Source organism: Streptomyces sp. NPDC054932, assembly GCF_053610205.1.
In genome coordinates this window covers 1-25,223 of sequence record NZ_JBSGXU010000048.1, presented here as the reverse complement: position 1 = coordinate 25,223, position 25,223 = coordinate 1, and the positions used below count along the sequence as shown (strand labels likewise).

The window sequence follows — 25,223 nt, the reverse complement described above, 5'->3', positions numbered from 1 at the left end:
GGGTTTGTCCCGTCAAGGACGACGATGCCTCCCGCGGCGCGGCGGACACCCCGCCCGGGCGGGCCTGTCCGATTCCGTCCGCCCCGTCTGATGCCGGGGCGTGTGTATGTGCGAACCTGTTCGCCGTGTCTCTCCTCAGGCGTCTGCATCCACTGGACTGGCTGGCCGGTGGCCTGCTCGCGCTCGGTGCGCTGTTCGTCGCCACCGGGCTGCTGCCCAGCGGGCCCGCCGCGGACGTGATGGAGCGCATCGGTCCGCTGGTGGTCTTCCTCGCGACCGTCATCGTGCTGGCCGAGCTGACCGGCAAGGCGGAGGTCTTCGACGTCGTCGCCACCTGGGTGGCACGGGCGGGCCGCGGACGGTACCCCCTCCTCTTCTGCCTCTGCGTGCTGTTCGCGTCCGTCACCACGATCACCCTCAACCTGGACACGACGGCGGTCCTGCTGACCCCGGTCATGCTGGCGCTGGCGACCCGGGTCGGCATCGCGGCCTTGCCGCTGGCGATGACCACGGTCTGGCTGGCGAACACGGCGAGCCTGCTGCTCCCCGTGTCGAACCTGACGAACCTGCTGGCCGCGGACCGGGTCGCGCTGACCCCGTCGGAGATGGCCGCCACCATGTGGGCGCCGCAACTGGCGGCCATCGCGGTGACCATGGCCTGCCTGTGGGGTTTCTACTGGCGTCCGGGACGCCGCGGGGAGACCCGCTACACGCCTCCGTCACCGCCGCGCCCCGCGGACCGGGTCCTGTTCCGGGTGTGCGCGGTGGCGTGCGCCGGGTTCCTGCTGGCGATCCTGCTCGCCGACGTACCACTGTGGTCGGCGTCGATGGCGGCCGCGCTGATCGTCGTCGTGGCCTTCTGGGTGCGCAGCCGGGAGACGCTGCGCCTCTCCCTGATCCCCTGGCGGCTCCTGGTCCTGGTCCCGGGCATGTTCCTGGTGGTGGAGACGGTCAACGCCCACGGGCTGCACGACATCCTCGCCGCGGCGATGGGGACCGACAACGGCGTCGTCGGCATGCTGAGGTCCGCGGCGGTCGGTGCGGGCTTCTCGAACGCGCTGAACAACCTGCCGGCCTACCTGGCGGGCGAGGCGGCCATTCCGGTGGCCAACCACGAGCAGCTGCTCGCGCAGCTCATCGGCGTCAACGTGGGCCCGCTCGTCACGCCGTGGGCCTCGCTCGCCACCCTGCTGTGGTTCGAGCGCTGCCGCTGGCACGGTACGCGCATCGACCTGGGCCGCTTCTTCGGCACGGGCCTGGTACTTGCGGTGGCGGGCACACTGGCGGCGACGCTCGCACTGGCCGCCACCACCTAGCGATAAAAGGTCCGGCCGCCGGAGCCGGAGGAAACGGACCACACCTCGCTGATCAAACCGTTGGTGATCCTCAGGGTGTCGGTCCCGCTCCTGGCGACGGTTCGGGCGTCCTCGTCCGTGACGGAAGCGAGGTAGGGGCGGGCGACCAGGCCGGTCGGTGCGCCGTCGACGAGCGCGAGGTCCACGACTGCCTCGCCCTCGGCCACGAAGCGAAGCCCACGGCGTTCCCGGTGCCAGGCCGCGATGATGTCGGCGAGCTGCTGCGGAGTGCGGACATCGTCGAAGGCCTCGGTGCCGGCCTGGGCATAACGCAGGACGAATTCCGGCGCCATGATCTTCTCGGCAAGGTCCAGATCACCGTTCCACATCGCAGTCCACCGGTCGTAGGTGTGAATGCCGAACTGCCGCACATCGTTGTCGCTCATCAAGACCGCCCTCGATCGTTTCGGGTTCGAGGTTCGCGACGGTAACAAGAGGGTCTGACAACGGTGATCGCCTGCCGGGCCGACGCCACGAGCTGCTGCGACGGACATCCCCACGGTCGCAGCACCGGGCCGTCTAGACGCTCGGGGCGACGGCCCCCACCTCGCCCAGCAGGTACGCGAGGGTCTCGCCGCGCGCCGCCACGAAGCTTCGTCCGGTGTCGGCCCCGGCGAAACCGGGTCTGAACGCCGCCCCGGACAGCGTGCGCAGCTCCACCCCCGCCTCGGCCGCGAGCAGCGCCCCGGTCGGCAGGTCCACCCCCTCGGCCCGGTAGCCGACGAAGGCGTCGATGGTGCCGCGGGCCAGCAGGCTCCAGCCGAGCAGTGGCGCCCACAGCTGCAGTACGCGCCGGCAGCGCAGCTCCAGCACCCCGCGCAGGGCCACGGCCGTCGCGTCGCCCCGTTCCACGGCGTAGCCCTGGGTCCAGGCGACGACGGGTCCGGGGCGCGGCAGGGCGCGATCGGGGCCGGGCAGCGTGCCGGACGGTCCGTGGGCCCCGTACCCCCTGACCGCGTGCCAGGTCTCCCCGGTGACCGGCTCGTGCACCACGCCCATCACCGGGATGCCGCCCAGGCACAGCCCGATTCCCACCACGTAGGTGGGCAGTCCGATCGCGACGTTGTTGCTGCCGTCCAGCGGGTCGACCAGCCAGGTGCGTTCGCCCGCCGCGTCGAGCAGTCCGGCCTCCTCGGACAGGATCCGGTCGTGCGGGAAGTGGTGCTGTATCCGGCGCAGGACGAGTTTCTCGGCGGCGAGGTCGAGGTCGACCTGCACGTCCCCGGAGCCGTCCTTCGTACGCAGGCACCGCGCCGTTGCGAAACGGCTGCGCAGCAGGCCGCCCGCCTCTTCTGCCGCGGCGACGGCGACCCGCCTCTCGTGGTCGAAATCAGGCCCGCTGTTGGGCATCGATCCTCCTGAGGACGGTGTGGACGCTGCGCACGGTCTGGACGGTGTCGCACAGCCGGCGGGTCGTGCGGCGCGGGCGGCCGTCGAGCGGGCCGAGCGAGAGGTCGAGCCGTCCGGGGATCGACGTCCCGTGCACCAGGGTGGCCGCCGGTTCGGCTCCCTCCAGGGCGGTGGCGTGGAACTCTCCCGCCGCGAGGGTGTAGGTCTCCCCGCCGGAGCTGATGTGGGCGGGGCCGGGCTCGCTCCGCACCAGGACGGAGGTCGGCCGGATCTCGTCCACGCCGTCGCTCCCGCTGTACACCTCGAAGACCCGGTGGGTCGCGCCCTCCTCACCGCCGCGCACCACGCTCGTCCGTACCGGCAGGTTGGCCACCCGCCCGTACAGCACGCGGCTGCGCAGTTCCCAGCTGTGGGCGTGCATCGGTGACGCGTCCGGCTCGGCACGGTTGCCGATCTCGAAGAGATGCACACAGACTCCGAGCGGACCCTCTCTCACCAGCGGCAGGCAGAGGAATCCGAGCGGATGACGGACAGCGCGTAACTCCCGGTTCCCGGAGGCTATTTCCTCCAGGGTGACGAGAGTCCTCTCAAGCTCCTGGTCCATGGGCACGCGCCGGAGCGCATCACCTCCTGTAGGGGTCCTCCGCGTGCAGGGCCTTCTCGATGATCTTGCCGATGTCGCTGTCGGTGAAGACGCGCGGCAGGGGCAGCCGCAGGTCGTCGAAGAGCGTGCGCACCTCGTCGACGGTGGGCTCCTGGCCGAGCGGGGAGGCGACCCGCAGATCGAGCACGGTCGCCTGCTCACGGCTCTGGTGCAGCTCGGTCACGTAGTAGTCGTAGAGCGGTTGCCCGCGCTCCACCAGCAGGTTCACCCGCGACTGGTCGTCCTGGGTGATGATGAGGCAGGTCTCCGACAGGTCGAAGCGCAGGGTCGGCACGGCGGCGGACAGGTGCACGCTGATCTCCAGCGTCGTCAGCTGCCGCTGGTACCAGCAGGCGGCGAGCACGGTCGCGTACGACTCCCGGCGGACCCGGTCGGTGGTCCACACGTCGTCGCCGCGACGCTGCCCGCCGAACATCTGCCGGAACCGGGCGTAGGCGGCGCAGGCCCGCTCGTCGGCCGGATTGACGATGTCGATCTTCACGTTGAGCTGCGAGCGCTGTTCCTTCGCGGCGCTCACGCACAGGGGCAGGGTAACCGCCCGCAGGTAGGTTCCCGTACCGCCCTTGAAGTACCAGAGGTTGGTCTGCTGGCGGGCCTTGCGCAGTGCCTCGCCGACCTCGTTGCCCGACAGCGAACGCACCATCGCGAGGTCTTCCAGCGCCTGCCGGGTCCCGCTCATCGCCTCCTGGATACTCGCGGGCCGGCGCACGCGTTCCACGATCGATCCGGTCGCGAGGAGGCCGAGGACGACGAGGGTGGCACCGGAGGAGACGTCGTCACTGATGACGTCGCCGAAGATGTCCAGGAGTCCGACCACCATCGCGATGCAGAGGGCGACCACGACGTCGGCGTTGCGCAGCACCCAGGCAACGAAGCGTTCCAGCCGTCCTACGTGCGCTGCCATGGACGCACCCCCCTCCCCCACCCGTGCTCCGATGGTAGGAGATGCGCCGGTGGCGCCACCAGAGCGACTTCACGTCGCGCGGGAGTCCGCCTCCGGCTCGCGGGCGCCGGTCAACAGGCGGGCGCGCAACCGCTCCACCGTCTCCGGCGACAGCCGGACCCGCTCCTCCAGGTAGCCCTGCACCGATCCGTACGCGGCCTCCAGGTCGGCCAGCACCAGCTCCATGATCACGGCGGGGGCGCGGCCGTAGCCGGGCCACTTCATGACCCGGCCCTCATGGGCGGCCCGCCAGTCGGCGACGAGCCGCTCGGTGGCCAGTTCGGTGAGCGCAAAGTCGGCGAGGACGTCCTCCCGGCCCACCCCGAGCAGGGTGAGCACGAACGCCCCGATCAGCCCGGTCCGGTCCTTGCCCGAGGCGCAGTGGAAGACGACGGGGCCGGGCGCCCCGGCGATCTCCTCCAGGACCTGCCGGATCTCCTCGGCGCCGTCCTCGGTGACTTCGGCGAACCGGTCCGCGAGGTAGCGCCACGGGTCGAGGTCCGGGTCGATCTCGGCCTGGTCGTAGGGCCGGTGCTCGATGCTCAGGTTGACGTAGCGCAGCCGCTCCGCCTCGGGCACCCGTCCCTTGGCCTCGATCTCCCACGGATAGCGCAGGTCGATCACGGTACCGATGCCCAGCTCCAGGAACCGCTCCCGGTCGGCGCCCGCCAGCTTGCCGAGCGAGTCGGCCCGGTACAGCGTCCGCCACCGGACGGTCCGGCCGTCGGCGGACCGGTAGCCGCCCAGGTCCCGGAAGTTGTGCAGCCGCTCGAACTCGACATGCCGGTCCATCGGTTCCCCCTTCGCCCTCTGATCCGATGATCATGCCGCAAGCGGGGCGTCGAACTCCAGGCCGCCCGACCGGTGTTGCGAACGGGCGGGGGCTGACGGTTACGCGCTCCCCACCACCGCGGCCTCGGGGCGGGCCGCCGGGAGGGCGAAGGTCTCCGCCAGCAGCTCGTACGAGCGCTGCCGGTCCGCCGGGTCGCAAGTCAGGGTGTTGATGATCAGCTCGTCCACGCCGTGGGCCGCGCCGAGGGCGGTCAGCGCCGCGGACACCTGCTCCGGCGCCCCGGAGACCAGCGCCGTGCGGTGCACCTTGGCCCGCTCCAGCTCCGCGCCCGTCCAGCGGTGGCGGCGCGTGGTCTCGTACGACGGCAGCGGGCCGTCCTGGCCGAGGTCCTTGCGGGCGCGCCACAGCAGCAGGCTCTGGGCCAGTTCCTCGGCGCGGCCGGCGCTGTCCGCCGTCACCACCCGCACCGCGAGCGCACCGCCCGCGCGGCCGCCGGTGGAGGTGCGGAACTGGCCGCGGTAGTCCTCGAGGGCCTCCCGGCCGCCGACCGGCGAGAAGAAGTGGCCGAACGCGAAATCGGTGCCCAGCAGTCCGGCCAGCCGCGCCGACTCGCGTCCCGCGCCCAGGAGCCACATCTGCGGCGGGACCGGTGCGTGCGGGACGACCCCGCCCGCGCCCAGCAGTGCGCGCAGTTCCGCCAGCCGCTGCGGGAAGTCGCGGGCCGGGCCGCCGGCCCGGCCGATCCCGAGGTCGACGCGCCCCGGGTGGAGGGAGGCCAGTACGCCGAACACCTCGGCCACCTTCGCCGGGTCGTAGCGGGGCAGCAGCACGCCGCCGGTACCGATCCGCATCCGCGAGGTGTGGGCGAGCAGGGTGCCCGCGAGGATCTCCGGCGCGCTGCTCGCGAAGCCGGGCGAGTCGTGGTGTTCGGCGACCCAGTAGCGGGTGTAGCCGAGGTCCTCCGCGGCGCGGGCGAGATCCACGGAGGCGCGCAGCGCCTGGTCAGCGGTGTGGTCCTCGCCGACCGGGGTCTGGTCCAGTACGGACAGTCGCAGCTTCGTCATGACGGGCCGCCTTTCAGTGCTGGTGTGCGGGGAGACCGGTGGCGCCCGCCATGGTCGCGGGCACGATCCTGAAGTCCCGTTCGAAGACCAGGTTGTGCAGGTCCGCGGCGGCGATCGCGCGCAGGGTGGGCAGTTCGGCGGCGGCCTGTGCGTCGTCGAAGACGTTCAGCGGCCATTCGGAGACCGTCGCCCCGCGCAGGTGCGGGTGGTGGAAGGAGGCTCCGTAGTGCGCGTACAGCGTCACGGGCGGGATGTCGGCGGCCGACTGCTCGTCCCACCACAGGGTCCAGGCGTGGAAGAGACTGCCGTCGTCGGCGCGTTGGACCCCGCCGGCGTCGATCACGCCCTGCCCGAGGAGCAGTTCGTCGTTGAGCTCACCGAGGGCCTGGCGGGCGTACGGGTCCAGCAGGCGGGCGGCGGTGCGGAAGTGCTCCTCCTTGTCGGGCCGGGAGACGGCGCCGCCGTGGATGCCGTCGCGCAGATCGGCGAAGTGGCGCAGGAGGGCGTCGAGGTTGGGGACGTCGGAGATGGTCATGTCAGCTCCATGAAGGTGAGCGGGGAAGACGGAGGCTCAGGTGTCGTTCGGTGAGGTCAGCAGGTGCAGGGCCCGTCCCAGCCAGTCGCGCATCGACGTCACCGGGCGCCCGCCCGGGCCGCGGCCGGGTTGCAGGAACGCCCCGTGCCCCGTCTGCCGGAACTCCCGCAGGGTGACCTCCACTCCGGCCGCCCGCAGCAGGCGCCCGTAGTGGTGCACGTCGTCGCTGACGGGATCGAGGTCACCGGTGGCCAGGACGGCCGGTGCGAGTCCGCGCAGGTCGGCGGCTTCGAAGGGGGTGCTGTGGAGCCGCGTGCCGTCCGCGGCGACCGGCCGGCCCGGATGCCGGTAGTCCTGCCAGGCCGCCCTCAGGTAGGAGGCCGTGGGGAACAGGTCGGGAAAGCGGTGGTACGAGGCGGCCGCGCACTCGGGGTCCAGCGGGGGGTACGCGAGGACCTGCGCGGCCAGCGGCACCCCGCGGTCGCGGCAGACGAGGGCGGCCGAGGCGGCGAGGGTGCCGCCGGCGCTGTCTCCGCCGACGGCCAGGACGGGCGGAGCGCCGACGGGCCGGTCCTGCTCCCCGGCCCAGGCCAGGGCGGACAGGACGTCCTCGACCATGGCCGGGTGGCGTACGTCGGGGGCCAGCCGGTAGTCCACGCTCACCACGCCGAAGCCGGACGACCGGGCGAGCTCGGCCGTGGCACCGTGCCAGTCCTGGGCGGATCCGGCGCGCCAGCTGCCCCCGTGGGCCCACACCAGCCAGCCGTGCGGTGACCCGGCGCCCGGCCTGAACACCCGGGCGGGCAGGGGGCCGGACGCGGAGGGGACGGACACCTGCTCCCAGCTGACGACGGCACGGCCGGTGCCGTCGGCCGGTCGGGTGGATGTGGCCATCGGGGTTCCTTTCCATCGGTAGCCGGCGCTCGCGCCGGGCCCGGGGCCAACGTTCGCGGCCGCAGCAGGGCTGTCACAAGGCGGAGTTGCCTTAGTGGGGGCGGTCACTTCGTCAGCCGGCCTGCTTGGTGCGGAGGAAGAGGACGGTGGTGAGGGTGCCGACCAGGACGATCGCGGTGTTCACGATGACCGCGGTCGTGATCCCGGCATGAATGTCGGTGTTGGCCGCCGCGATCGCCGACATGATCGGCGTGCCCATCGTGATACCGACCTGCTGCGTCATCGTCGCAAGCCCCGTCGCCATGCCCTGCTCGTGATCCGGCAGACCCGTCGTCGCCGTGACCATGAACCCGACGATCACCAGCATGTTCCCCACACCACCCGCGAACGTTGCGACCAGCAGCAGCCACATGCTCGAGGACGTCTCACCCAGCGCGATCAGACTCAGCGTCGCCACCGCCTGGAGCACACCACCGATGACCAGCGTGCTGCGGGTGCTCGTCGCTCCGATGACCCGCGGTGCGATCGAACCACCGATCACCGTCCCGATCCCCAGCACACCGAACGACAGCCCGGCCGTCAGCGGCGAGAAATCCAGAACCTCCTGCAGATACAGCGTCATCAGGAACACCAGACTGGTCTCCGTCAGGAACGCGATCAGACCCGCGATATTGCCCCACGCCACCGTCTTCTTCTTCAGCACCGACACCGGCACCAACGGAGCCGCACTCTTCGACTCGATCGCATAGAACACCACCAGCAGCACCACACCCGCCGCCAGCCACCCCAGCGCACCACCCGAACCCCAGCCGTGCTCACCCGCCTGCGTCAGGCCGTAGATCAGCGCCAGCAGACCCAGCGTCACCGCCGTCGCACCCGGCAGATCCAGCTTCGGACGCACTGACGGACGCGACTCCTTGATCACCGCCGGAGCGATGAACAACACCGCCAGAGCCACAGGGACGTTGATGAAGAACGCCCACCGCCACGACAGCAGATCCGTCAGGACACCACCCAGGATCGCGCCCGTCGTGAACCCCGCCGACATCAGCGCACCGTTCAACCCCAGAGCCTTCTGACGCAACGGCCCCTCAGGAAACGAGGTCGTCAGCAGCGACAGGCCCGCCGGAGTCACCGCCGCCGTCGCAAGACCCTGGAACACACGGGCGATCAGCAGCATCTCCGGACTGTTCGCCAGACCACCCGCGAGGGAGGACAGACCCAGCACCGCAAGCCCGACGAGGAACAGCCGGCGCCGCCCGAACAGATCCACCACCCGGCCGAACAACAACGTGAAGCCCGCAGCACACAACGCGAACGACGTCGCGATCCACTGCAGATTCGACAACGAGAAACCGAGCCCGTCACCGATCACCGGCAACGCCACATTCAGAATCGAGAAATCAACCGCCAGCATGAACTGCGCCACCAGCAGCACCACAAGAACCAGCTTCAAACGCCCGTCCAGACGAACAGGCCCCCCGGTCCCCGTATCGACCCGCGCACCTTCGACAACCGACATCGCCGTCCATCCCTTCGATCACGCAACGAGGTGTTGCGTCATCGACTCTGGACCGGTCGGAGGGGGTTACCCAGCCCCCTGGTTGTGCTGGCGCCGGGCAGGCTAGCACTGGCAGGGCCACCTTCACGGGCAGCGCTCGGCGCCCTCCCCCGGCACACTGGAACGCATGGACACACCGACTGCTTTGGGCGAGTTCCTCCGCACGCGTCGCGCCCAGCTCCAGCCCGAGGACGTCGGGCTCCCCTCCCACGGCACCCGCCGTCGCGTGCCCGGGCTGCGGCGCGAGGAGCTCGCCCTGCTGGCCGGCGTGAGCATCACTTACTACACGCACCTGGAGCAGGGACAGAGCACGAACGCCTCGGACAGCGTCCTCGACGCCCTGGCCCGCGCGCTGCGCCTGACCCCGGACGAGCACGCGCACCTGCTGAACCTCGCCCGGCCGCCGCGCGCCAAGCGGGCCCAGTCGCCGCGCCCCGAGCACGCCCGCGACACCACGCGCCGGCTGATCGCCGCGATGCCGCAGGTCCCGGCCGTCGTCCTGGACGGCCGCAACAACGTGCTCGCCTGGAACCCGCTGGGACATGCCCTGCTCGCGGGGCACGTCGACTTCGCGAGCCCCGACGATCCGGCGGTACGCCCGAACCTCACCCGGATGCTGTTCCTGGACCCGCACACCCGGGAGCTCTACACGGACTGGAAGAGCGAGGCCCGGGTGGCCCTCGCGGCCCTGCGCCTGGTCGCCGGGCGCAACCCGGAGGACCGTGCGCTCGCCGAGCTCATCGGGTCCCTGATGCTGCAGAGCCCGGACTTCGCCTCGCTGTGGTCCAAGCACCCCGTACGGGACTGCACCGTCGGCACCAAGAACCTGCACCACCCGGTCGTGGGTCCGCTCACCCTCGACTTCGAGAATCTGCACCTCACCGACGGCACCAACCACCGGATGCTGCTCTACAGCGCCCCCGAGTCCTCCCCCTCCGACGCTGCGCTGCGCATGCTGTCGAGCCTGACCGCGGCTCCCGCCCCGGCCGGGCACGAACGCCCGAAGCCCGCGTCGGCGGATGCCGACGCGGGCGGGGAGCGGTAGGGCGGCGGGTCAGTCCCGGGCGGCCGCACTGACCGGGGTCCGGTCACCGGAGGGATCACGGGCCGGGTCCGGGTCCGGGGCCGGGACGGGCTGCGTACGGGGCCTGGCGCGGCCGAAGCGGCGCATGGCGGGCATCTCGACGAAGCGGTAGAGCAGCCAGCCGCCCAGCAGCGAGGCGGCGAGGAAGCCGACGATCACCAGCAGGGCGACCGGGACGCTGTAGGTGTGCTCCCCCAGCAGCGAGCGCAGGTAGAAGATCGTGACGCCCTGGACGAGGTAGAAGCCGAAGGACACCTCTCCCAGCCACACCATGGGCCGGCTGCGCAGGAAGGTGGCCCGGTCGTCCACGTCGGCCTGCGCGGTGGCCCCGATGAGCGCGGCGACCGGGATGATCGTCGCGACGACGAATCCGTACTGGAACGGGGCGACGAGCGCCGCGGCGTAGCCGAGGACCGTGAGCGCGAGGGAGACGCCGAAGCCGACGCGGCGCGGCCACAGTCCCGCGAGGACGATGCGGGCGAGCAGGATGCCGAGGACGAACTCGAAGAGGCGGCCGGCCGGGAGCAGGTAGCCGAACCAGAACTGCATCCCGGAGATCGGCGTGATGGTGGACTTCGGGGTGTCGGGGACGAAGTGGGTGGCGATCAGCTGGACGGCCACCATCCCGGCGATCATCGCGGCGCTCCAGCCCCACAGGGCGGTCCGGCCCCGGAGCCTGCGGATCGGAACGATGAGGGCCGGGAAGAGCATGTAGAAGAGCAGCTCGCTGCCGAGGGACCAGCTGGGCGGGTTGACGCTGAGGTTGACGGTGGGCTGCGGCCACCAGGTGTGGATGAGGAAGAGGTTCGGGAGCCAGTCGGCGACGCCGGTGACGGCCGAGCCGGCGAAGAGGATCATCGCGGCGGCGAAGACGACGAGGTGGTTGGGGAAGATCTTCAGCAGTCGGCGGCGGAGGAAGGCGGTGACGCGCTCGCCGGGCTTGGCGGCCCAGGCGAGGACGAAGCCCGAGAGGACGAAGAAGAAGGAGACCCCCAGGTAGCCGGCCTTGCCGAAGGCGGTGGAGAAGCCGTCCGCGACGGTGGCGTCGGCGAAGGGGTTGATCGGCGCGTTCGGCGGGATCGGGGAGTCGGTCAGGGACGAGTGGAAGAAGAAGACGGAGAGCGCGGCGAAGAAGCGCAGGCCGGTCAGTGAGGGCAGCTTCGCCCGCTTCGCGGCGTCGGGGGACGTCGTGGAGGCCACAGGAGATCGCTCTTTCGGGAGTGGGGTTCGTCGGGGACAGCCGCCGGGACCGTGCTCCGCCGTGCGGTGCGCGGTCCCGGCGGCGCGAAGGGGCGCAGGCGTGCGGGACTGCCCGGTGGGGCGGAGTGCTACTGGTCGATCTCGTTGCGGTAGACCATGAGCTTGGCGTCCTTGGCCACGTAGTAGTTCTGGACGGAGTACGCGATGGTGGCGAAGTCGAGGCGGCCGTCCCCGTTGAAGTCGGCCGTGGCGATGCGGGCGACGGACTCCTCGGAGACCCGCCACTTGGCCCAGACGCCGTTGGCGGCGTCGATCGCCTTGTAGTACATGACGCCCTGCCAGGGCCACGGTCCGCGCAGGGCCACGAGGAACTCCTCGTCGCCGTCGCCGTCGAAGTCGGCGCAGACGATCTGGTGGCCGGGGCCCTCGCCGTTCTCGTTGGGGTCGCCGTACACGTCGAGCAGGACGCGGTTCCAGCCCTCGTCGTCCGCGGCCTTCGTGTAGACGGCCACGGTGTTGCCGTGGAAGGGCTCGATGGCGGCGACGTACGCCATCGGGTCGTCGCCGAGGCGGCCCGCGTTGAGGTCGCCGCTGCCGCGGAAGCCGGTCTGCTCGAACTGCGTGAGCTCGCCCGTGCCGATCAGCTCGCGGACCCACTCCTGGCGGGCTTCGTCGAACCAGAGCCAGGTGACGCCCTCGTCGGAGGCCAGCAGCAGGGATTCGAGCTCGGAGCCGGGGATCAGGCCCTGCTTCTTCTCGGCGCCGTGGATCATCCGGAAGTGACTGTCGTCGATGACGGTCATCGGCCACTCCTGCGCCGTGTGCACGTCGTCGGGCTGGGTGAACAGCACGACGGGCAGTACGGCGTGGACGTCCTCCTTGGCGACGATCGGGAGGCCGATGATCTGGAGCCGGTCGGTGCGGGTGAAGTGCCCGGCGCGCAGGCGGTGCATGCCGGTGGCGCGGCCGACGTAGTGGCGCTTCCAGCGGGACTCGTCCTTGTCGGGGGTGCCCGGGTTCTCCAGCCAGTCGATCTTGCCGCCTTCGGTGTTGGCGTCGTGGATCGTGCCGATCGGGCCGTACAGGTCGTAGCAGACGATGACGTCGGGGTGGCCGTTGCCGCTGACGTCGGCGAAGTCGGCGCCCACGGGCATCTTGATCCGGTCGGCTATCAGCCGGCGGGTCCAGTCGCCGTCGTTGGCGTACCAGTAGATCTCGCCCAGCCGCAGCCCGTAGCCGAACAGGTCGGGCTTGCCGTCCCCGTCGATGTCGGGCGCCTCGAGCCAGTAGCCGTCGCGGAGCTGGTCGGCGACGATCTCGGCGGTGAACTTCGGGGCGCGCAGGACGGTCTCGGGGTTCTTGCCGGTGCCGGTGGCGGTCATGAGCGGTTCTCCAGGGGGGTGAGGACGGTCGCGGGGTGGAGGGTGCGCAGCGCGCGGGGTACGGGGTGGTACTCGATGGCGAGCCAGATGCAGTCGGTGTCGGCCCGGTACTGGTGCCAGGGGTAGTGGTAGGTGCACTGGGGGCCAGTGGCGCAGAACGGGTCCGGGGTGGTGTAGCCGGGGCTCATCAGGACGTCCTGGTAGAGCGAGGCGTGGTCCCGGTCCCGGAAGCGCTGCATCCGGCCCAGGCCGTGGACCTGGGTGTGGACCTCGATGAAGTCGTGCTGGTTGTGGACGGCGCAGTCGGTGCCGGCGGGCGAGAACCAGAGGTTGGCGCGGACGTTGAACTCGCGCAGGTCCATGGAGGTCTCGCGCTCGCCGAGTACGTGCGCCGGGTCGAACAGGACGGTGTTGATGTCGTCCTGGAGGCTGCGGTACAGGGCGGTCTCGCGGGGAAACTCGCCGGGGGCGAGGAGGTCGGCGAGGTGGGACCAGCCGGGTTCCGCGGTGATGCCGGTGATGTCGGTGCCGTCGGGGGCGGTGCGCAGGAGGAGGAGCGCGTCGGCCTTCTCGATGCGGGTGTCGGCGAGGACGGTCGAGGAGAGCGGGGGGATGGTCTTGCGCGGTTCCTCCGCGATGGTCACGGGCGTCACACCGGGGTTGACGACGATGGTGCGGCCTTCGACGGTGTAGTCCACGGCGTCGCGGACGAGTGCGGCCCTCAGGTACGGGGTGCTGAAGTGCAGCGGGCGTTCGACGGCGGACGGGGTGGCGCTCATGCGGCGGCTTCCTCTCCGGGGGTCAGGTGCGGGCGAAGTCGGCGGTCCGGGCGAGCTCGACGCTGAGCTCGTCGACGGCGCTGTCGGGGACGAAGGGCTCGGGCGCGGGGCCCAGCCCGAAGAAGTGGGCGAGGGCGGCGACCGTGCGCTCGGTGGCGCGTCCGTCGCCGTACGGGTTGGCGGCGTTGGCCATCCGGTCGTAGGCGGCCCGGTCGCGCAGCAGCTCCAGGGTGTGGGCGACGATGCCGTCGGTGGCCGTGCCGACGAGGCAGGCGGTGCCGGCGACGATGGCCTCGGAGCGCTCGGTGACGTCGCCGAGGACCAGGGTGGGCTTGCCGAGCGCGGGCCCTTCCTCCTGGCTGCCGCTGCTGTCCGAGACGATGAGGTCGGCGCGGCCCATGAGCTTGCAGAAGCTGAGGTAGGGCAGCGGATCGGTGACGGTGATGCCCGGGTGGCTGCCGATGTGCGGGAGCAGCGCCTCGCGGACCACGGGGTTGCGGTGCAGCGGGACGACGACGCGCACACCGGGCTCGTCGGCGATGCGGGCCAGGGCCCGGCCGATCTCCGGCAGGTGCGGCCATGCCTCGCGGCGGTGCGCGGAGGCCAGGACGACCCGGCGCGGGTCGAGGTCGAGGTCGGCCAGGGCCGGGTCGCCGTAGCTCCCGGCACGGCCGCTGGCCCAGCGCAGGGCGTCGATGACGGTGTTGCCGGTGACCGTGATCGTGTCGGCGGCGATGCCCTCGCGCAGCAGGTTCGCCAGGTTGCCGGGGGTGGGCGCCAGGTGGAGGGCGGCGACCTGCGCGACCAGCCGTCTGTTGCCCTCCTCGGGGAAGGGCGAGCCGAGCCGGCCGCTGCGCAGTCCGGCCTCGACGTGGACGACGGGGATGCGCTGGTGGAATCCGGCCAGGGCCCCGGTGAGGGTGGTGGCGGTGTCGCCGTGGACCAGGACGGCGTCGGCCGGCGCGGTGGCGAAGTAGTCCTCCAGGCCGCGCAGCGAGCGGTAGGTGACCTGGGAGAGGGTCTGCTTGGGGGCCATCACTTTCAGGTCGACGTCGGCGTTGAGGCCGAAGGCGTCGAGGGTCTCGTCCAGCATCTGGCGGTGCTGCCCGGTGGAGATCACGACGGGCTCGAAGCGCGGGTCGTCCTGGAGGGCGCGGATGACCGGCGCGAACTTGATGGCTTCCGGCCGGGTGCCGAGGACTACGGCGACGGAACGCATGGCTTCTCCTACTTTCTGACGCGTTGGGAATCGAGCCGTGGCGGGGCGTACGAGGGCGCGGCACGGCGGTGCCGAGGGCCTGTCGACGGGTGGTGGCCAGGGGATCGGATCTCACTGCGAGGGGCTTTTCAGCTGCCCTCTTTCCGGCCAGGACTCAGCTTTCCCGGAGCGGGCCGGGGAGTCAACGAACGCCCGTGACAGCTCGAACGGTTGAACGGGAACGACACAAGCCCCGCACTCCGGGGACCGGAGTGCGGGGCTTGTGACCAGGGATGACGCCTCGGGGCGAGGTCAGCCCCGGGCGGCGGGCTTGATGGACATGGAGTGGCGGAAGAAGTCGGACGGGTCGTACTTCCTCTTCACCTGCTGCAGGCGCGGATAGTTGTCCTTGTAGTAGAGCGTCTGCCACGGCACACCGGACCGGTTGCGGCGGGGGTCGGTGACGTCACGGTCGGGATAGTTGATGTAGCAGCCGTCGGTGCTGTCGTCGATCAGCGGCACGCCACCGGTCGCCGAGAAGAAGTCCTCGTAGAGGTCACGCAGCCAGCCCAGGTAGTACGCGTCCTCGCCCTCCTCCTGCCAGAAGGTCTGGAAGCACATCTTGAAGATGGACGAGCGCTGCGCGTTGGCCGTGGCGTCCGGTGCAGCGGCGTTGACCTGGCCGCCGAAGGAGAAGAGCACGAGCATGGTGTCCGGATTCTTGAAGTCCGGCCGGCTCATGTACCGGTAGAGCGCGGAGATCTGGTGGTCGGTGAAGTTCTTCCGCATGTACGCGGACTTGTGGGCGCCGCGTGAGGTGGGGTTGGTGATGACCGGGTTGTTGGTGCCGACCAGTCTGGTGGCCTGGAGCCAGGGCAGGGTCCTGGGCTCCGCGAACTGCGGCATCGCCGGCAGCTCTCCGGTGGGGCGGGTGAGTGCCTTCGGGATGACTCCCGTACCGGCCGTGATGGCCGCCAGATAGTCGTCCAGCAGCTTTCTCGCGTTCGGCACGGTCGCATCGACCTGGGTGAACATGCCCAGGCTGCCGTGCGCCTTGGAACTGACGTTGAACAGGCTGGAGAGGTTGCGGTACGGGGAGTCGGGCGCGCTGTTGGCGGCGTGCCAGGCCCCGAAGTTCTTCAGCAGCCGGGTGAACTTCGCCTCCGTCAGCTGCTCCCAGGGGAAGTCGACGGCGCTCACCAGGACCTTCGACGGCGGGGAGATCAGCTGCTCGGAGGGTACGGAGCCCCTCGCGTCCGGGGAGCGGAACCAATAGCGGGTCACCAGACCGAAGTTGCCGCCGCCCCCGCCCGTGTGCGCCCACCACAGCTCACGGTTCGGGTCGTTCTTCTCCCGGGTGGCCACGACCGTGCGCACGCCGCCCCTCCCGTCCGTCACCACCACCTCCACGGCGTAGAGGTGGTCGACGACCAGGCCGTGGGCCCGGGAGAGGAGGCCGTAGCCACCGCCGGCTATGTGCCCGCCGGCTCCGACGCTGTAGCAGATGCCGCCGGGGATGGTGACGCCCCAGCCCTTGTACAGGGCTTCGTACACGTTGATCAGGCGGGCGCCGGCCTCGACGACGAACGCGCGGAACTTCGGGTCGTACCCGACGTGCGTCATCTCCGAGAAGTCGATGATGACCTGGGTGCCGGAATGCGCGGCGAAGTCGGCGAAGCAGTGGCCCCCGCTGCGCACCGAGACCCGCTTGCCCGCCCGGACCGCGTCTCTGAGCGCCCGTTCGGCGTCCGCGGTCGAGCGGACCATCTTGATGTAGTCCGGGCGGGCCACGAAGCGCTGGTTGTTGCCGGTGGTCAGCATTTCGTAGCGCGGATCACCCGGCCTGACGACGGATCCGGTCCCGGCGGCCACGGCCGCGGCCCCGGAGTCGGCGGGGGCGGCTGCAGCGGCCACGGGGCCGGACAGTGCGCCGGCCACCGCCGCACCTCCGACGACGGCCGCGCTGCGGGTGAGCATGGTCCGGCGATCGACACCGTTCATGTGCGTCTACCTCGACTTCTGTTCGACGATGGGGTGGGTGCCGTGCCCGGCACCCGGTGCGGTCGTGAGTGGTGCGGTGGGGAGCTCCGTGTCCGGCTCCCCGTCCGGGTGCGGGTGCGGGTGCGGTCGCGGGTGCGGCCCAGGGCTCCCGCGGTCGAGCCGGCCGGAGAGCGCCGCGGTGCCGAGACCGGCCGCGGCGAGTCCCGCGCCGATCCAGGTCGGCGCGGTCCACCCCAGGCCATGGGCTACGGCGAGACCGCCGAGCCAGGCACCGAGGGCGTTGCCGAGGTTGAAGGCCGCGATGTTCGCCGCGGAGGCGAGGGCCGGGGCCCCGGCGGCCTGCTGCATCACGCGTGCCTGCAGCGGCGGCACCGTCGCGAAACCGATCGCCCCGAAGGCGGCCAGGGTGATCGCGGCGGGGACGGCGGCCCGCGAGGTGAAGGTGAAGATCACCAGCACCAGGCAGAGGCCGCCCAGGATGAGGTACAGGCTGGGCATCAGGGCCCGGTCGGCGGCCCGGCCGCCGAGGACGTTGCCGACGCAGAGCCCGACGCCGAAGAGCACGAGGAGCCAGGCGACCGCGCCGTCGGAGAAGCCGGCCAGCTCCGTCATCATCGGCGCGAGGTAGGTGAAGGAGGCGAAGACGCCACCGAAGCCGAGGACCGTCGTGGTCAGCGCCAGCCACACCTGGGGTTTGCGGAAGACGGCGAGTTCACCGCGCAGGGCTCCGCGTTCCGGCGCCGGCTGCGCCGGGACCAGGGTGAGGAGGCCGAGCAGTCCGACGATGCCGATGCCGGTGACCGCCCAGAAGGTCGAGCGCCAGCCGAACTCCTGCCCCAGGAAGGTGCCCAGCGGGACTCCGAGCACATTGGCCAGGGTGAGTCCGGTGAACATCAGGGCGATGGCACTGGCCCGCCGGTCGGGGGCCACCAGGTCGGCGGCGACGACGGACCCGATCCCGAAGAACGCGCCGTGCGTCAGGGCGGCGATCAACCGCCCGCCCATGAGGGCGGTGTAGTCGCCGGCCAGGGCGCAGAGCAGATTGCCCGCGATGAAGACGGCCATCAGCACGACGAGCATGGTCTTGCGCGGCAGCCGGGCACCGGCCGCGGTCATCAGCGGCGCGCCGACGACCACGCCGAGGGCGTAGCCGGTGACCAGCATGCCGGCGGAGGGGATGGAGACGGACAGGTCGTCGGCGACCTCCGGGAGCAGACCGACGATGACGAACTCGGTCGTCCCGATGCCGAAGGCACCTATGGCGAGGGCGAGGAGGGAGGCACGCATCGGCCCGGTCAGACCTGTCGCAGGGCGCCGCCGTCGACGCTCCACTCGGCGCCGGTGACCTGGCCCGCGAGGGGCGAGAGCAGGTACGCGACGACACCGGCGACGTCGTCGGGGGTACCGATGCGACCGCTGGGCAGTCGGCGCACCTCGCGGATGAAGTGCTCGACGGCCTCGTCGGCCGGGAGGCCGAACCGCTCGCCGAGCTGCTCGGCGAAGCCGCCGGGTGCATCGAAGAGCGCGGTCCGGGTGGGTCCGGGCGAGACCACGTTGGAGCGCACGCCGCGTGCGCCGAACTCCGCGGCGAGGGACTTGGACAGGGACAGCAGGGCCGTTTTGGTGGCGGCGTAGTCGACGATGCCCGGGGCGGGGAAGCGGGCGGCCTCGCTGGCGATGTGCACGACGGTGCCCGCTCCGGTGTCCAGGAGCGCGGGCAGGGCCGCGCGGGTCATACGGACGGCGGAGTGGAAATTGACCTCGAAGGTGTTCTTCCACTGCTCGTCGGTCACGTCGAGGAAGCCGGTACGGGACTCCAGCACGCCGACGTTGTTGACGAGACCGTCGAGCCGGCCGTGGCGTTCGATGACCGTGGCGGCCACGTGGCCGGCGGCGGCCGGGTCGGTGAGGTCGGCGGCGACGGTGCTGACCCGGTCGCCGAGGGCTTCGGTGCTCCAGGGCTTGCGGGCGACGCCGACGACGGTGGCGCCCTCGGCGGCCAGCAGGCGGACGGTTGCCTCGCCGATGCCGGACGACGCGCCGGTCACGAGGTACACGCGGTCTTCGATACGGAGGTCCATCACGTTCCTTGAGGAGGAGAGAGGCGACCCGGCACGGTCGACGGGAGTGGTCGGACGACCGTGCCGGGACACTTCCCGGGGTGAGGGGGGATCTCTTCGGCCGGCGAATCAGCCGGCGGCGACGTCCTTCGCGGCCTTGGCGCGGAGGAAGAGGACGGTGGTGAGGATCCCGACCACCACGACGGCGGTGTTGACGATGACCGCGGTGGTGATGCCGGCGTGGATGTCGGTGTTGGCCGCCGCGACCGCGGACATGATGGGCGTGCCCATCGTGATGCCGATCTGCTGCGTCATCGTCGCAAGCCCCGTCGCCATGCCCTGCTCGTGATCCGGCAGACCTGTCGTCGCCGTGACCATGAACCCAACGATCACCAGCATGTTGCCGACACCACCCGCGAACGTCGCGACCAGCAGCAGCCACATGGACGCAGACGTCTCACCCAGCGCCACCAGGCTCAACGTCGCCACCGCCTGCAGCACACCACCGATGATCAGCGTCGAACGCGTGCCCACCGCACCGATCACCCGCGGTGCGATCGAACCACCGATCACCGTGCCCACACCCAGCACGCCGAACGACAGACCCGCCGTCAGCGGCGAGAAGTCCAGCACCTCCTGCAGATACAGCGTCATCAGGAACACCAGACTGGTCTCCGTCAGGAACGCGATCAGACCCGCGATGTTCCCCCACGCGACCGTCTTCTTCTTCAACACGCTCACCGGCACCAGCGGAGCCGAACTCTTCGCCTCGATCGCATAGAAGACGATCAGCAGCACCACACCCGCGGCCAGCCAGCCCAGCGCCGACGGGGCACCCCAACCGTGCTCACCCGCCTGCGTCAACCCGTAGATCAGAGCCAGCAGACCCAGCGTCACCGCCGTCGCACCCGGCACGTCCAGCTTCGGACGCACCGACGGACGAGACTCCTTGATCACCGCCGGAGCGATGAACAACACCGCCAGAGCCACAGGGACGTTGATGAAGAACGCCCACCGCCACGACAGCAGATCCGTCAGGACACCACCCAGGATCGCGCCCGTCGTGAACCCCGCCGACATCAGCGCACCGTTGAGACCCAACGCCTTCTGGCGCAGGGGCCCTTCGGGGAACGAGGTGGTGAGCAGGGACAGGCCCGCCGGCGTGACGGCCGCCGTCGCGAGGCCCTGGAAGACACGGGCGACGATCAGCATCTCCGGACTGTTCGCCAGACCACCCGCCAGGGACGACAGGCCCAGCACCGCCAGACCCACCAGGAACAGCCGCCGACGCCCGAACAGATCCGCCACCCGCCCGAACAGCAACGTGAAGCCCGCAGCACACAACGCGAACGACGTCGCGATCCACTGCAGATTCGACAACGAGAAACCGAGCCCGTCACCGATCACCGGCAACGCCACGTTCAGAATCGAGAAATCAACCGCCAGCATGAACTGCGCCACCAGCAGCACCACAAGAACCAGCTTCAAACGCCCGTCCAGACGAACAGGCCCCCCGGCTCCTCCCCCCTCCCCTGAACCCGCGTCAACACGCGCACCCTCGACAACCGACATCGCCATACATCCTTTCGATCACAACTGAGGCCTTCCAGCTCGAAGGCCGGTACTCGCCGGACAAGCCGGCTCAGGCAGGGGTGTGCGCCGAGGCGCGGCGCCTCAGTTCTTCGGACAGTTCCTGCCAGTCCCGCGCGCACTGGGCGGCCGCGGCGGCGGCCGTCTCGACGCGGTACGGGGGTATTGCGGCGACGATCCGCTCCCACTGGCGCAGTCCGCTCACCTGGAGGTCGAGCATGCGCAGCAGGAGCCTGCCCGCCTCGCTGAGCCTGAGCAGGGGGTCCTTGCACAGGCTGGTGACCAGTACGGGCAGTGGCTGCCCGCGGCCCCGGGCGGGAACCGCGGGCAGTGCGGGGGCCGGAGTGTTGCCGGAGCGCCGCTGGGCGGCCGGTACGGGGTCCGCGCCCTCTCCGATCCGGCGCCGCACGTCCCGTACGGTCGAGGGCGCGATGCCCGCCTCCCGCGCGATCTGCCGCAGGGACGCGGTGGGACGGCCGGCCAGCAGCCGGGCCGCGGCCTCCCGGCCACGGACCGGATCGGCCGGCCGGATGCGGCCGTCCTGGCCGACGCGGCCCGGCGGCGCGGGCCCCGGGGTCTCGCGGCGTCGCAGCGTCCCGACGGTCTTGGCCGCCAGGCCGGTCCGCCGCGCGATGCCGCGGTCGGACCAGTCCGGGTGGGACCGCAGGATGCGCAATGCCGCGGTGGTCCGTTCCGCCTGGGTCAGCGGGAGTCCGTGGCTGATGTTGGCCTGGACCGCGATCACGAAGGCGTCCTCGGCACTGCCGTCGAAGTACGTCACGCCCACCGTGTCCTGCCCGCGCAGTACGGCGGCCCGCAACCGGTGCGTCCCGTCGATGATCCGCATGGTCGGGCGGTGCACGAGCAGCGGCGGCAGCGTCCGGCCGGATTGCGCGAGAGCCTGTGCATGGCTCTCGTCCACGTGGACGGTGCGGGGGGAATCCGCGGCGAGCAGTGCACCGACCGGTACCTCGACCGCGACGTCGGGGGTCTGCGCCGCGTGCCAGGGGTTCGGCTCCTCCATGAAGTTCACCTCCTTCCAGCACTCGGTGGTTCGGGCGCCGCTCCGTTCGGCGGCCCCGGGGAAGAAATTACGTAATTACCGTTCGGTAACCAATCGGGAGCCCGAACCCCGTTGAGATTTCGGCAAGTTGATGCCGGGGAGGGCCGGAGGGGTGGGCGATCGCGGAAATTCCCCGGTCGCCCACCGGGCGGGGGCTCAGACCCCCGCGAGCTCGCCCGCGCGCACGAACTCCCGCAGCCAGGCCCGGAATTCGGGGCCCAGATCCTCGCGCTCGCAGGCGAGCCTGACCGTCGCGCGCAGGTACTCGGCCCGGTCCCCGGTGTCGTAGCGCCGGCCGGAGAAGACGACGCCGTGCACGGGGCGTCCGGCCCGGACCAGTGCGCGCAGCGCGTCCGTGAGCTGGATCTCGCCGCCGCGTCCGGGGCTCGTGGCCCGCAGGACCTCGAAGATCTCGGGGTCGAGGAGGTAACGGCCGATGATGGCCAGGTTGCTGGGCGCGGCGGCGGGCTCGGGCTTCTCCACCAGGTCGGTGATGCGGACGCCGTCGCCGTCCGCCGCCCCCTCCACCGCGGCGCATCCGTACAGGTGGATCGACTGCGGCTCCACCTCCATGAGGGCCACGACGCTGCCGCCGAGCCGCTCCCGCACCGCTGTCATGCGGGCGAGCAGGGGGTCACGGGGGTCGATCAGGTCGTCGGCCAGGAGGACGGCGAAGGGCTCCTGCCCCACGTGGGGCGCGGCGCACAGGACGGCGTGCCCGAGGCCCTTGGGGTCCCGCTGGCGCACGTAGTGGATGTCGGCGAGCTCGGTGGAGGCGCAGACGCTCTTGAGTTTGTCTTGATCACCCCGGCGCTGGAGGGCCTCCTCCAGCTCGTGGTTGCGGTCGAAGTGGTCCTCGAGCGGCCGCTTGTTGCGTCCGGTGACCATGAGGATGTCGGACATCCCCGCCGCGACGGCCTCTTCCACCACGTACTGAATGGCCGGCTTGTCGACCACCGGAAGCATTTCCTTCGGGGTGGCTTTGGTCAGCGGGAGGAATCGTGTGCCGAGTCCCGCGGCGGGGATCACTGCCTTGGTTATCCGGTGAGGTGTGGAATTCATGCCACTGACGCTAGAACGCACCGCGCCCGACCGGCTTGAATTACCCCGCCTTCAGTCCTACTTGGGCATTTCCGCATCCGTCGGCGCCGCGATTCCCCGCCGGATGAGCCGCCACAGGTCCCCGAGCTCACCGGGCGCCGTGCCGGGGCGCTCGCCCCGGCCCCGGCGCGCCCTGGCGACGACTCCCCCCACCAGATGCGCCGTCAGCAGGGCAGCGGGACGCGGATCGACCTTCGGGTCGAGCTGCCCCTCTTCCGCGGCCTGCTCCATCAGCTCCCTGACTTCCGGGAGCCAGCACCCGCACCAGTCGGGTCCGGCGCCGACGCGCTCCTGGGTCAGCCGCGCCGCGGCACGTACGGCCGCGTCCGCCTCGATCAGCCGGCCCAGGGCGAGGACCAGCGCGGAGACGGTGTCCAGCGCCGGGCCACCGCGGGCCGTCACTCCCTCGACCACTCTGCGGGTGGCGGCCCGCCCCGAATCCTCGACGGCCGAAGCCAACTCCCCCTTCGCCGCGAAGTGAAAGGTGAGAGCCCCGATCGAAATTCCGGCTGAGCGGCTCAGCCGGGAAAGCGAGGTCCCGTCGTACCCATTGCGGTCGAATTCAGCGGCGGCCACCGAGATCAAATGATTTCGGGTGCGTACGCCGCGCTCCTGCTTCACCACTGCGCCATCACTGCCATCCAGGTCGTTCCTCACTCGCCATTGCGCCCGCAGGGAGATGGCGACCTCCAGCCTCGCCCCGGCACCGACCGCCCACAACGCCGACTTGACGAAGAAGCGCCCATGACCGGCCGCCCCGCGCCGGCCCCGTCACCGGCGCCGCCGGCCTCAGCCTCCAACGTGCCGAAGTCGTGGGGTGGACGCCACATGTTCGCTAGAAAAAAAACGAACGTTCTGTATTCTACCGAGTACGACGGCGCACGCCTGATGTCCACAGTGGAGGGGGAGACAGATGACGACACGGACAAGGACCAGACCTCTGCCTGCCGGTGACACCGACCTGGCCGGGTTCACGCAACGCCTCTTCGGTCACTTACCGAGAGCCGACCAGCGCGGCTGGGCCCGGGTCTACCTGCAAGGACTGCTCACCACCCCGGGGAAGAAATCCGTACGCAGGCTCGCGGCGTCCGTCACCGAGTCGCCCACCGCCTCCCAGTCCCTGCAGCAGTTCATCAACGCGAGCCCCTGGGACTGGAATCCGGCCCGCACCGAACTGCTCCGCTGGGTGGAGGAACGGCACCCGGTGCGGGCCTGGACGATCGGGCAGGTGTGCTTCCCCAAGCGGGGTGAACACTCGGTCGGCGTGCACCGCCGCTTCGACCCCGTCGCCGGACGCATCGTCAACTGCCAGCTGGGCTTCTGCCTGTTCCTGTCGCTGGACGGCATGAGCGTGCCCGTCGACTGGCGGCTGGCGCTCCCCGAGGCCTGGGTGACGGATCCCGTCCTGCGCCGCCGGGCACGCATCGGACCCGAGGTCACCCATCAGACCCCGGAGGCCCTCGTACTGGAGCTCGCCGACTCGATCGCGGCCCGTACCTCGTCGGCCCGTCCCCCGGTGGTCGCCGACCTCAGCCGCCTCGGCGGCGCCGCCGCCCTGATCGGCGTACTCGGCCGCCGCGGCCACGACTTCCTGGTGTCCGTACCGCCGACCCTCGTGGTCCGGGCCGCCGGCGCGACGCACCGCGGCGATGCCGCCCGGCCCCCCGGACACGGCACCACCGCGGGCGACTTCGCCCGCCTGGGCAACACCAGCCACCCGTACGCGGCGCCGCTCGGCGGCGCCGACGCGCGGCCGCGGCGCCAGCTCATCCACTCGGCCCTGGTCCGGGTGCCGGACGGGGAGCCGGGAGTCCGGGGGACGCACCAGATCTACCGGATGTTCGGCGAACGGCGTCAGGGGCCGGGCGGGAGGGCCGGGAGCGGCGGGAGCGCCGGGCCGGTGTGGCTCACCAACATGAACCGCCACCGGATGGACGACCTGCTGCACCTGCTGCGGCGGTCGGCCCGGTCCGCCGCCGTCCTCGGCCCGCTGGCGGACGAGTTCGGTCTCCTCGACTTCGAGGGGCGCTCCTTCCCCGGCTGGCACCATCACATGACGCTGATGTCGGCCGCGTACGCGTACAAGGGAGTACCGGCCCTGCGGGAGCGGCCGGAGTGCGCAGAGCTCGACGGTCGGCAGTCCGCCTGAGCGCGGGCGTGCTGCGGAGGTACCCGGCCGCGCCGGGTACCGGTCGGCTCAGGCGCGGATGAGGGCGAGGGCCTCGTCGCGGATCCTGTCCAGGGTGGCCCCGTCGCGGGCCTCGACGTTCAGCCGCAGCAGGGGCTCGGTGTTGGAGGCACGCACGTTGAACCACCAGTCCCGACCCGTCACCGTCAGGCCGTCGAGCTCGTCCAGCTCCACACCCTCACGGGCGCCGAAGGTCTCCTTCACCGCCGCGAGACGGGCCGCCTGGTCCGCGACGGTGGAGTTGATCTCCCCCGACCCCGCGTACCGGTCGTAGGACGCCACCAGCGCGGAGAGCGGACCGTCCTGACCACCGAGCGCCGCCAGCACGTGCAGCGCAGCCAGCATGCCCGTGTCCGCGTTCCAGAAGTCCTTGAAGTAGTAGTGCGCCGAGTGCTCACCACCGAAGATCGCACCCGTC

General features: G+C 71.1%; 23 protein-coding genes and 1 pseudogene. 3 read left to right on the top strand and 21 right to left on the bottom strand.

The features are described from left to right. Positions 1-125 precede the first annotated feature (125 nt). On the top strand, positions 126-1,316 hold the full coding sequence (locus tag ACWGE1_RS15975) for an SLC13 family permease (RefSeq protein ID WP_453421101.1): 1,191 nt from the start codon (positions 126-128) through the stop codon (positions 1,314-1,316). On the opposite strand, the gene ACWGE1_RS15970 is transcribed toward ACWGE1_RS15975, so the two are convergent. The 9 genes from ACWGE1_RS15970 to ACWGE1_RS15930 all read right to left on the bottom strand — a co-directional run bounded on the left by ACWGE1_RS15970 (position 1,313) and on the right by ACWGE1_RS15930 (position 9,120). Further along, positions 1,313-1,741, bottom strand: a complete 429-nt coding sequence (locus ACWGE1_RS15970; RefSeq protein WP_453421100.1) for a nuclear transport factor 2 family protein — start codon at positions 1,739-1,741, stop codon at positions 1,313-1,315. The two genes, ACWGE1_RS15975 and ACWGE1_RS15970, sit on opposite strands and share 4 nt — an antisense overlap. Positions 1,742-1,874: 133 nt before the next feature. Then, entirely contained in the window at positions 1,875-2,705 is an 831-nt protein-coding gene (locus ACWGE1_RS15965) for an inositol monophosphatase family protein (RefSeq protein WP_453421099.1), read from the bottom strand. Further along, positions 2,686-3,174: a hypothetical protein gene (locus ACWGE1_RS15960; protein ID WP_453421098.1), complete on the bottom strand. Its 489-nt coding sequence runs from the start codon at positions 3,172-3,174 to the stop codon at positions 2,686-2,688. The genes ACWGE1_RS15965 and ACWGE1_RS15960 overlap by 20 nt, the downstream gene beginning before the upstream one ends. A 154-nt stretch (positions 3,175-3,328) precedes the next feature. Beyond that, positions 3,329-4,273: a hypothetical protein gene (locus tag ACWGE1_RS15955; RefSeq protein WP_453421097.1), complete on the bottom strand. Its 945-nt coding sequence runs from the start codon at positions 4,271-4,273 to the stop codon at positions 3,329-3,331. Positions 4,274-4,342: 69 nt separating this feature from the next. Continuing rightward, positions 4,343-5,104, bottom strand: coding sequence for a tyrosine-protein phosphatase (locus ACWGE1_RS15950; RefSeq protein ID WP_453421096.1), 762 nt, complete (start codon positions 5,102-5,104; stop codon positions 4,343-4,345). A gap of 99 nt (positions 5,105-5,203) precedes the next feature. Further along, the gene (locus ACWGE1_RS15945) at positions 5,204-6,169 is read right to left on the bottom strand and encodes an LLM class flavin-dependent oxidoreductase (protein WP_453421095.1); all 966 of its coding nucleotides are present in this window, start codon (positions 6,167-6,169) and stop codon (positions 5,204-5,206) included. Positions 6,170-6,182: 13 nt separating this feature from the next. Beyond that, positions 6,183-6,704 (bottom strand): hypothetical protein, encoded by a 522-nt coding sequence (locus ACWGE1_RS15940; RefSeq protein ID WP_453421094.1) that lies wholly within the window; start codon positions 6,702-6,704, stop codon positions 6,183-6,185. Positions 6,705-6,740: 36 nt separating this feature from the next. Beyond that, on the bottom strand, positions 6,741-7,598 hold the full coding sequence (locus ACWGE1_RS15935; RefSeq protein ID WP_453421093.1) for an alpha/beta hydrolase: 858 nt from the start codon (positions 7,596-7,598) through the stop codon (positions 6,741-6,743). Positions 7,599-7,710: 112 nt separating this feature from the next. After that, entirely contained in the window at positions 7,711-9,120 is a 1,410-nt protein-coding gene (locus tag ACWGE1_RS15930; protein ID WP_453421092.1) for an MFS transporter, read from the bottom strand. A gap of 166 nt (positions 9,121-9,286) precedes the next feature. Between ACWGE1_RS15930 and ACWGE1_RS15925 the strand changes: the two genes are divergently transcribed. Further along, positions 9,287-10,204 carry a helix-turn-helix domain-containing protein gene (locus tag ACWGE1_RS15925; protein WP_453421091.1) on the top strand — a complete coding sequence of 306 codons (918 nt, stop codon included), beginning with the start codon at positions 9,287-9,289 and terminating at the stop codon, positions 10,202-10,204. A 9-nt stretch (positions 10,205-10,213) separates the two neighbouring features. Here the strand turns inward: ACWGE1_RS15925 and ACWGE1_RS15920 are convergent, their stop codons facing one another. The 11 genes from ACWGE1_RS15920 to ACWGE1_RS15870 form a co-directional block, all read right to left on the bottom strand. Continuing rightward, positions 10,214-11,443 carry an acyltransferase family protein gene (locus ACWGE1_RS15920; protein ID WP_453421090.1) on the bottom strand — a complete coding sequence of 410 codons (1,230 nt, stop codon included), beginning with the start codon at positions 11,441-11,443 and terminating at the stop codon, positions 10,214-10,216. A 128-nt stretch (positions 11,444-11,571) separates the two neighbouring features. Beyond that, the gene (locus ACWGE1_RS15915) at positions 11,572-12,825 is read right to left on the bottom strand and encodes an FG-GAP repeat domain-containing protein (protein WP_453421089.1); all 1,254 of its coding nucleotides are present in this window, start codon (positions 12,823-12,825) and stop codon (positions 11,572-11,574) included. After that, positions 12,822-13,604 carry a hypothetical protein gene (locus ACWGE1_RS15910; RefSeq protein WP_453421088.1) on the bottom strand — a complete coding sequence of 261 codons (783 nt, stop codon included), beginning with the start codon at positions 13,602-13,604 and terminating at the stop codon, positions 12,822-12,824. Before ACWGE1_RS15910 ends, ACWGE1_RS15915 begins: the two co-directional genes overlap by 4 nt. Before the next feature lie 22 nt (positions 13,605-13,626). Next, positions 13,627-14,823: a non-hydrolyzing UDP-N-acetylglucosamine 2-epimerase gene (wecB, locus tag ACWGE1_RS15905; protein ID WP_453421087.1), complete on the bottom strand. Its 1,197-nt coding sequence runs from the start codon at positions 14,821-14,823 to the stop codon at positions 13,627-13,629. A gap of 291 nt (positions 14,824-15,114) precedes the next feature. After that, positions 15,115-16,803: an FAD-dependent oxidoreductase gene (locus ACWGE1_RS15900; RefSeq protein ID WP_453421086.1), complete on the bottom strand. Its 1,689-nt coding sequence runs from the start codon at positions 16,801-16,803 to the stop codon at positions 15,115-15,117. 6 nt (positions 16,804-16,809) lie between these two features. Continuing rightward, on the bottom strand, positions 16,810-18,090 hold the full coding sequence (locus ACWGE1_RS15895; RefSeq protein WP_453421085.1) for an MFS transporter: 1,281 nt from the start codon (positions 18,088-18,090) through the stop codon (positions 16,810-16,812). Positions 18,091-18,098: 8 nt separating this feature from the next. Continuing rightward, entirely contained in the window at positions 18,099-18,884 is a 786-nt protein-coding gene (locus tag ACWGE1_RS15890) for an SDR family NAD(P)-dependent oxidoreductase (RefSeq protein WP_453421084.1), read from the bottom strand. Between the two features lie 108 nt (positions 18,885-18,992). Continuing rightward, the gene (locus tag ACWGE1_RS15885; protein WP_453421083.1) at positions 18,993-20,435 is read right to left on the bottom strand and encodes a DHA2 family efflux MFS transporter permease subunit; all 1,443 of its coding nucleotides are present in this window, start codon (positions 20,433-20,435) and stop codon (positions 18,993-18,995) included. Positions 20,436-20,505: 70 nt separating this feature from the next. Then, positions 20,506-21,477, bottom strand: coding sequence for a ParB/RepB/Spo0J family partition protein (locus ACWGE1_RS15880; protein WP_453421082.1), 972 nt, complete (start codon positions 21,475-21,477; stop codon positions 20,506-20,508). A 195-nt stretch (positions 21,478-21,672) separates the two neighbouring features. Continuing rightward, on the bottom strand, positions 21,673-22,578 hold the full coding sequence (gene galU, locus ACWGE1_RS15875) for a UTP--glucose-1-phosphate uridylyltransferase GalU (RefSeq protein WP_453421081.1): 906 nt from the start codon (positions 22,576-22,578) through the stop codon (positions 21,673-21,675). A gap of 57 nt (positions 22,579-22,635) precedes the next feature. Then, the gene (locus ACWGE1_RS15870) at positions 22,636-23,238 is read right to left on the bottom strand and encodes a TetR family transcriptional regulator (protein ID WP_453421080.1); all 603 of its coding nucleotides are present in this window, start codon (positions 23,236-23,238) and stop codon (positions 22,636-22,638) included. Positions 23,239-23,530: 292 nt separating this feature from the next. Between ACWGE1_RS15870 and ACWGE1_RS15865 the strand changes: the two genes are divergently transcribed. Continuing rightward, positions 23,531-24,766 (top strand): IS701 family transposase, encoded by a 1,236-nt coding sequence (locus tag ACWGE1_RS15865; RefSeq protein ID WP_453421079.1) that lies wholly within the window; start codon positions 23,531-23,533, stop codon positions 24,764-24,766. A 48-nt stretch (positions 24,767-24,814) separates the two neighbouring features. Here ACWGE1_RS15865 and manB read toward each other — a convergent pair. Next, a pseudogene (gene manB / locus ACWGE1_RS15860) lies at positions 24,815-25,223 on the bottom strand (phosphomannomutase/phosphoglucomutase); the annotation flags it as partial.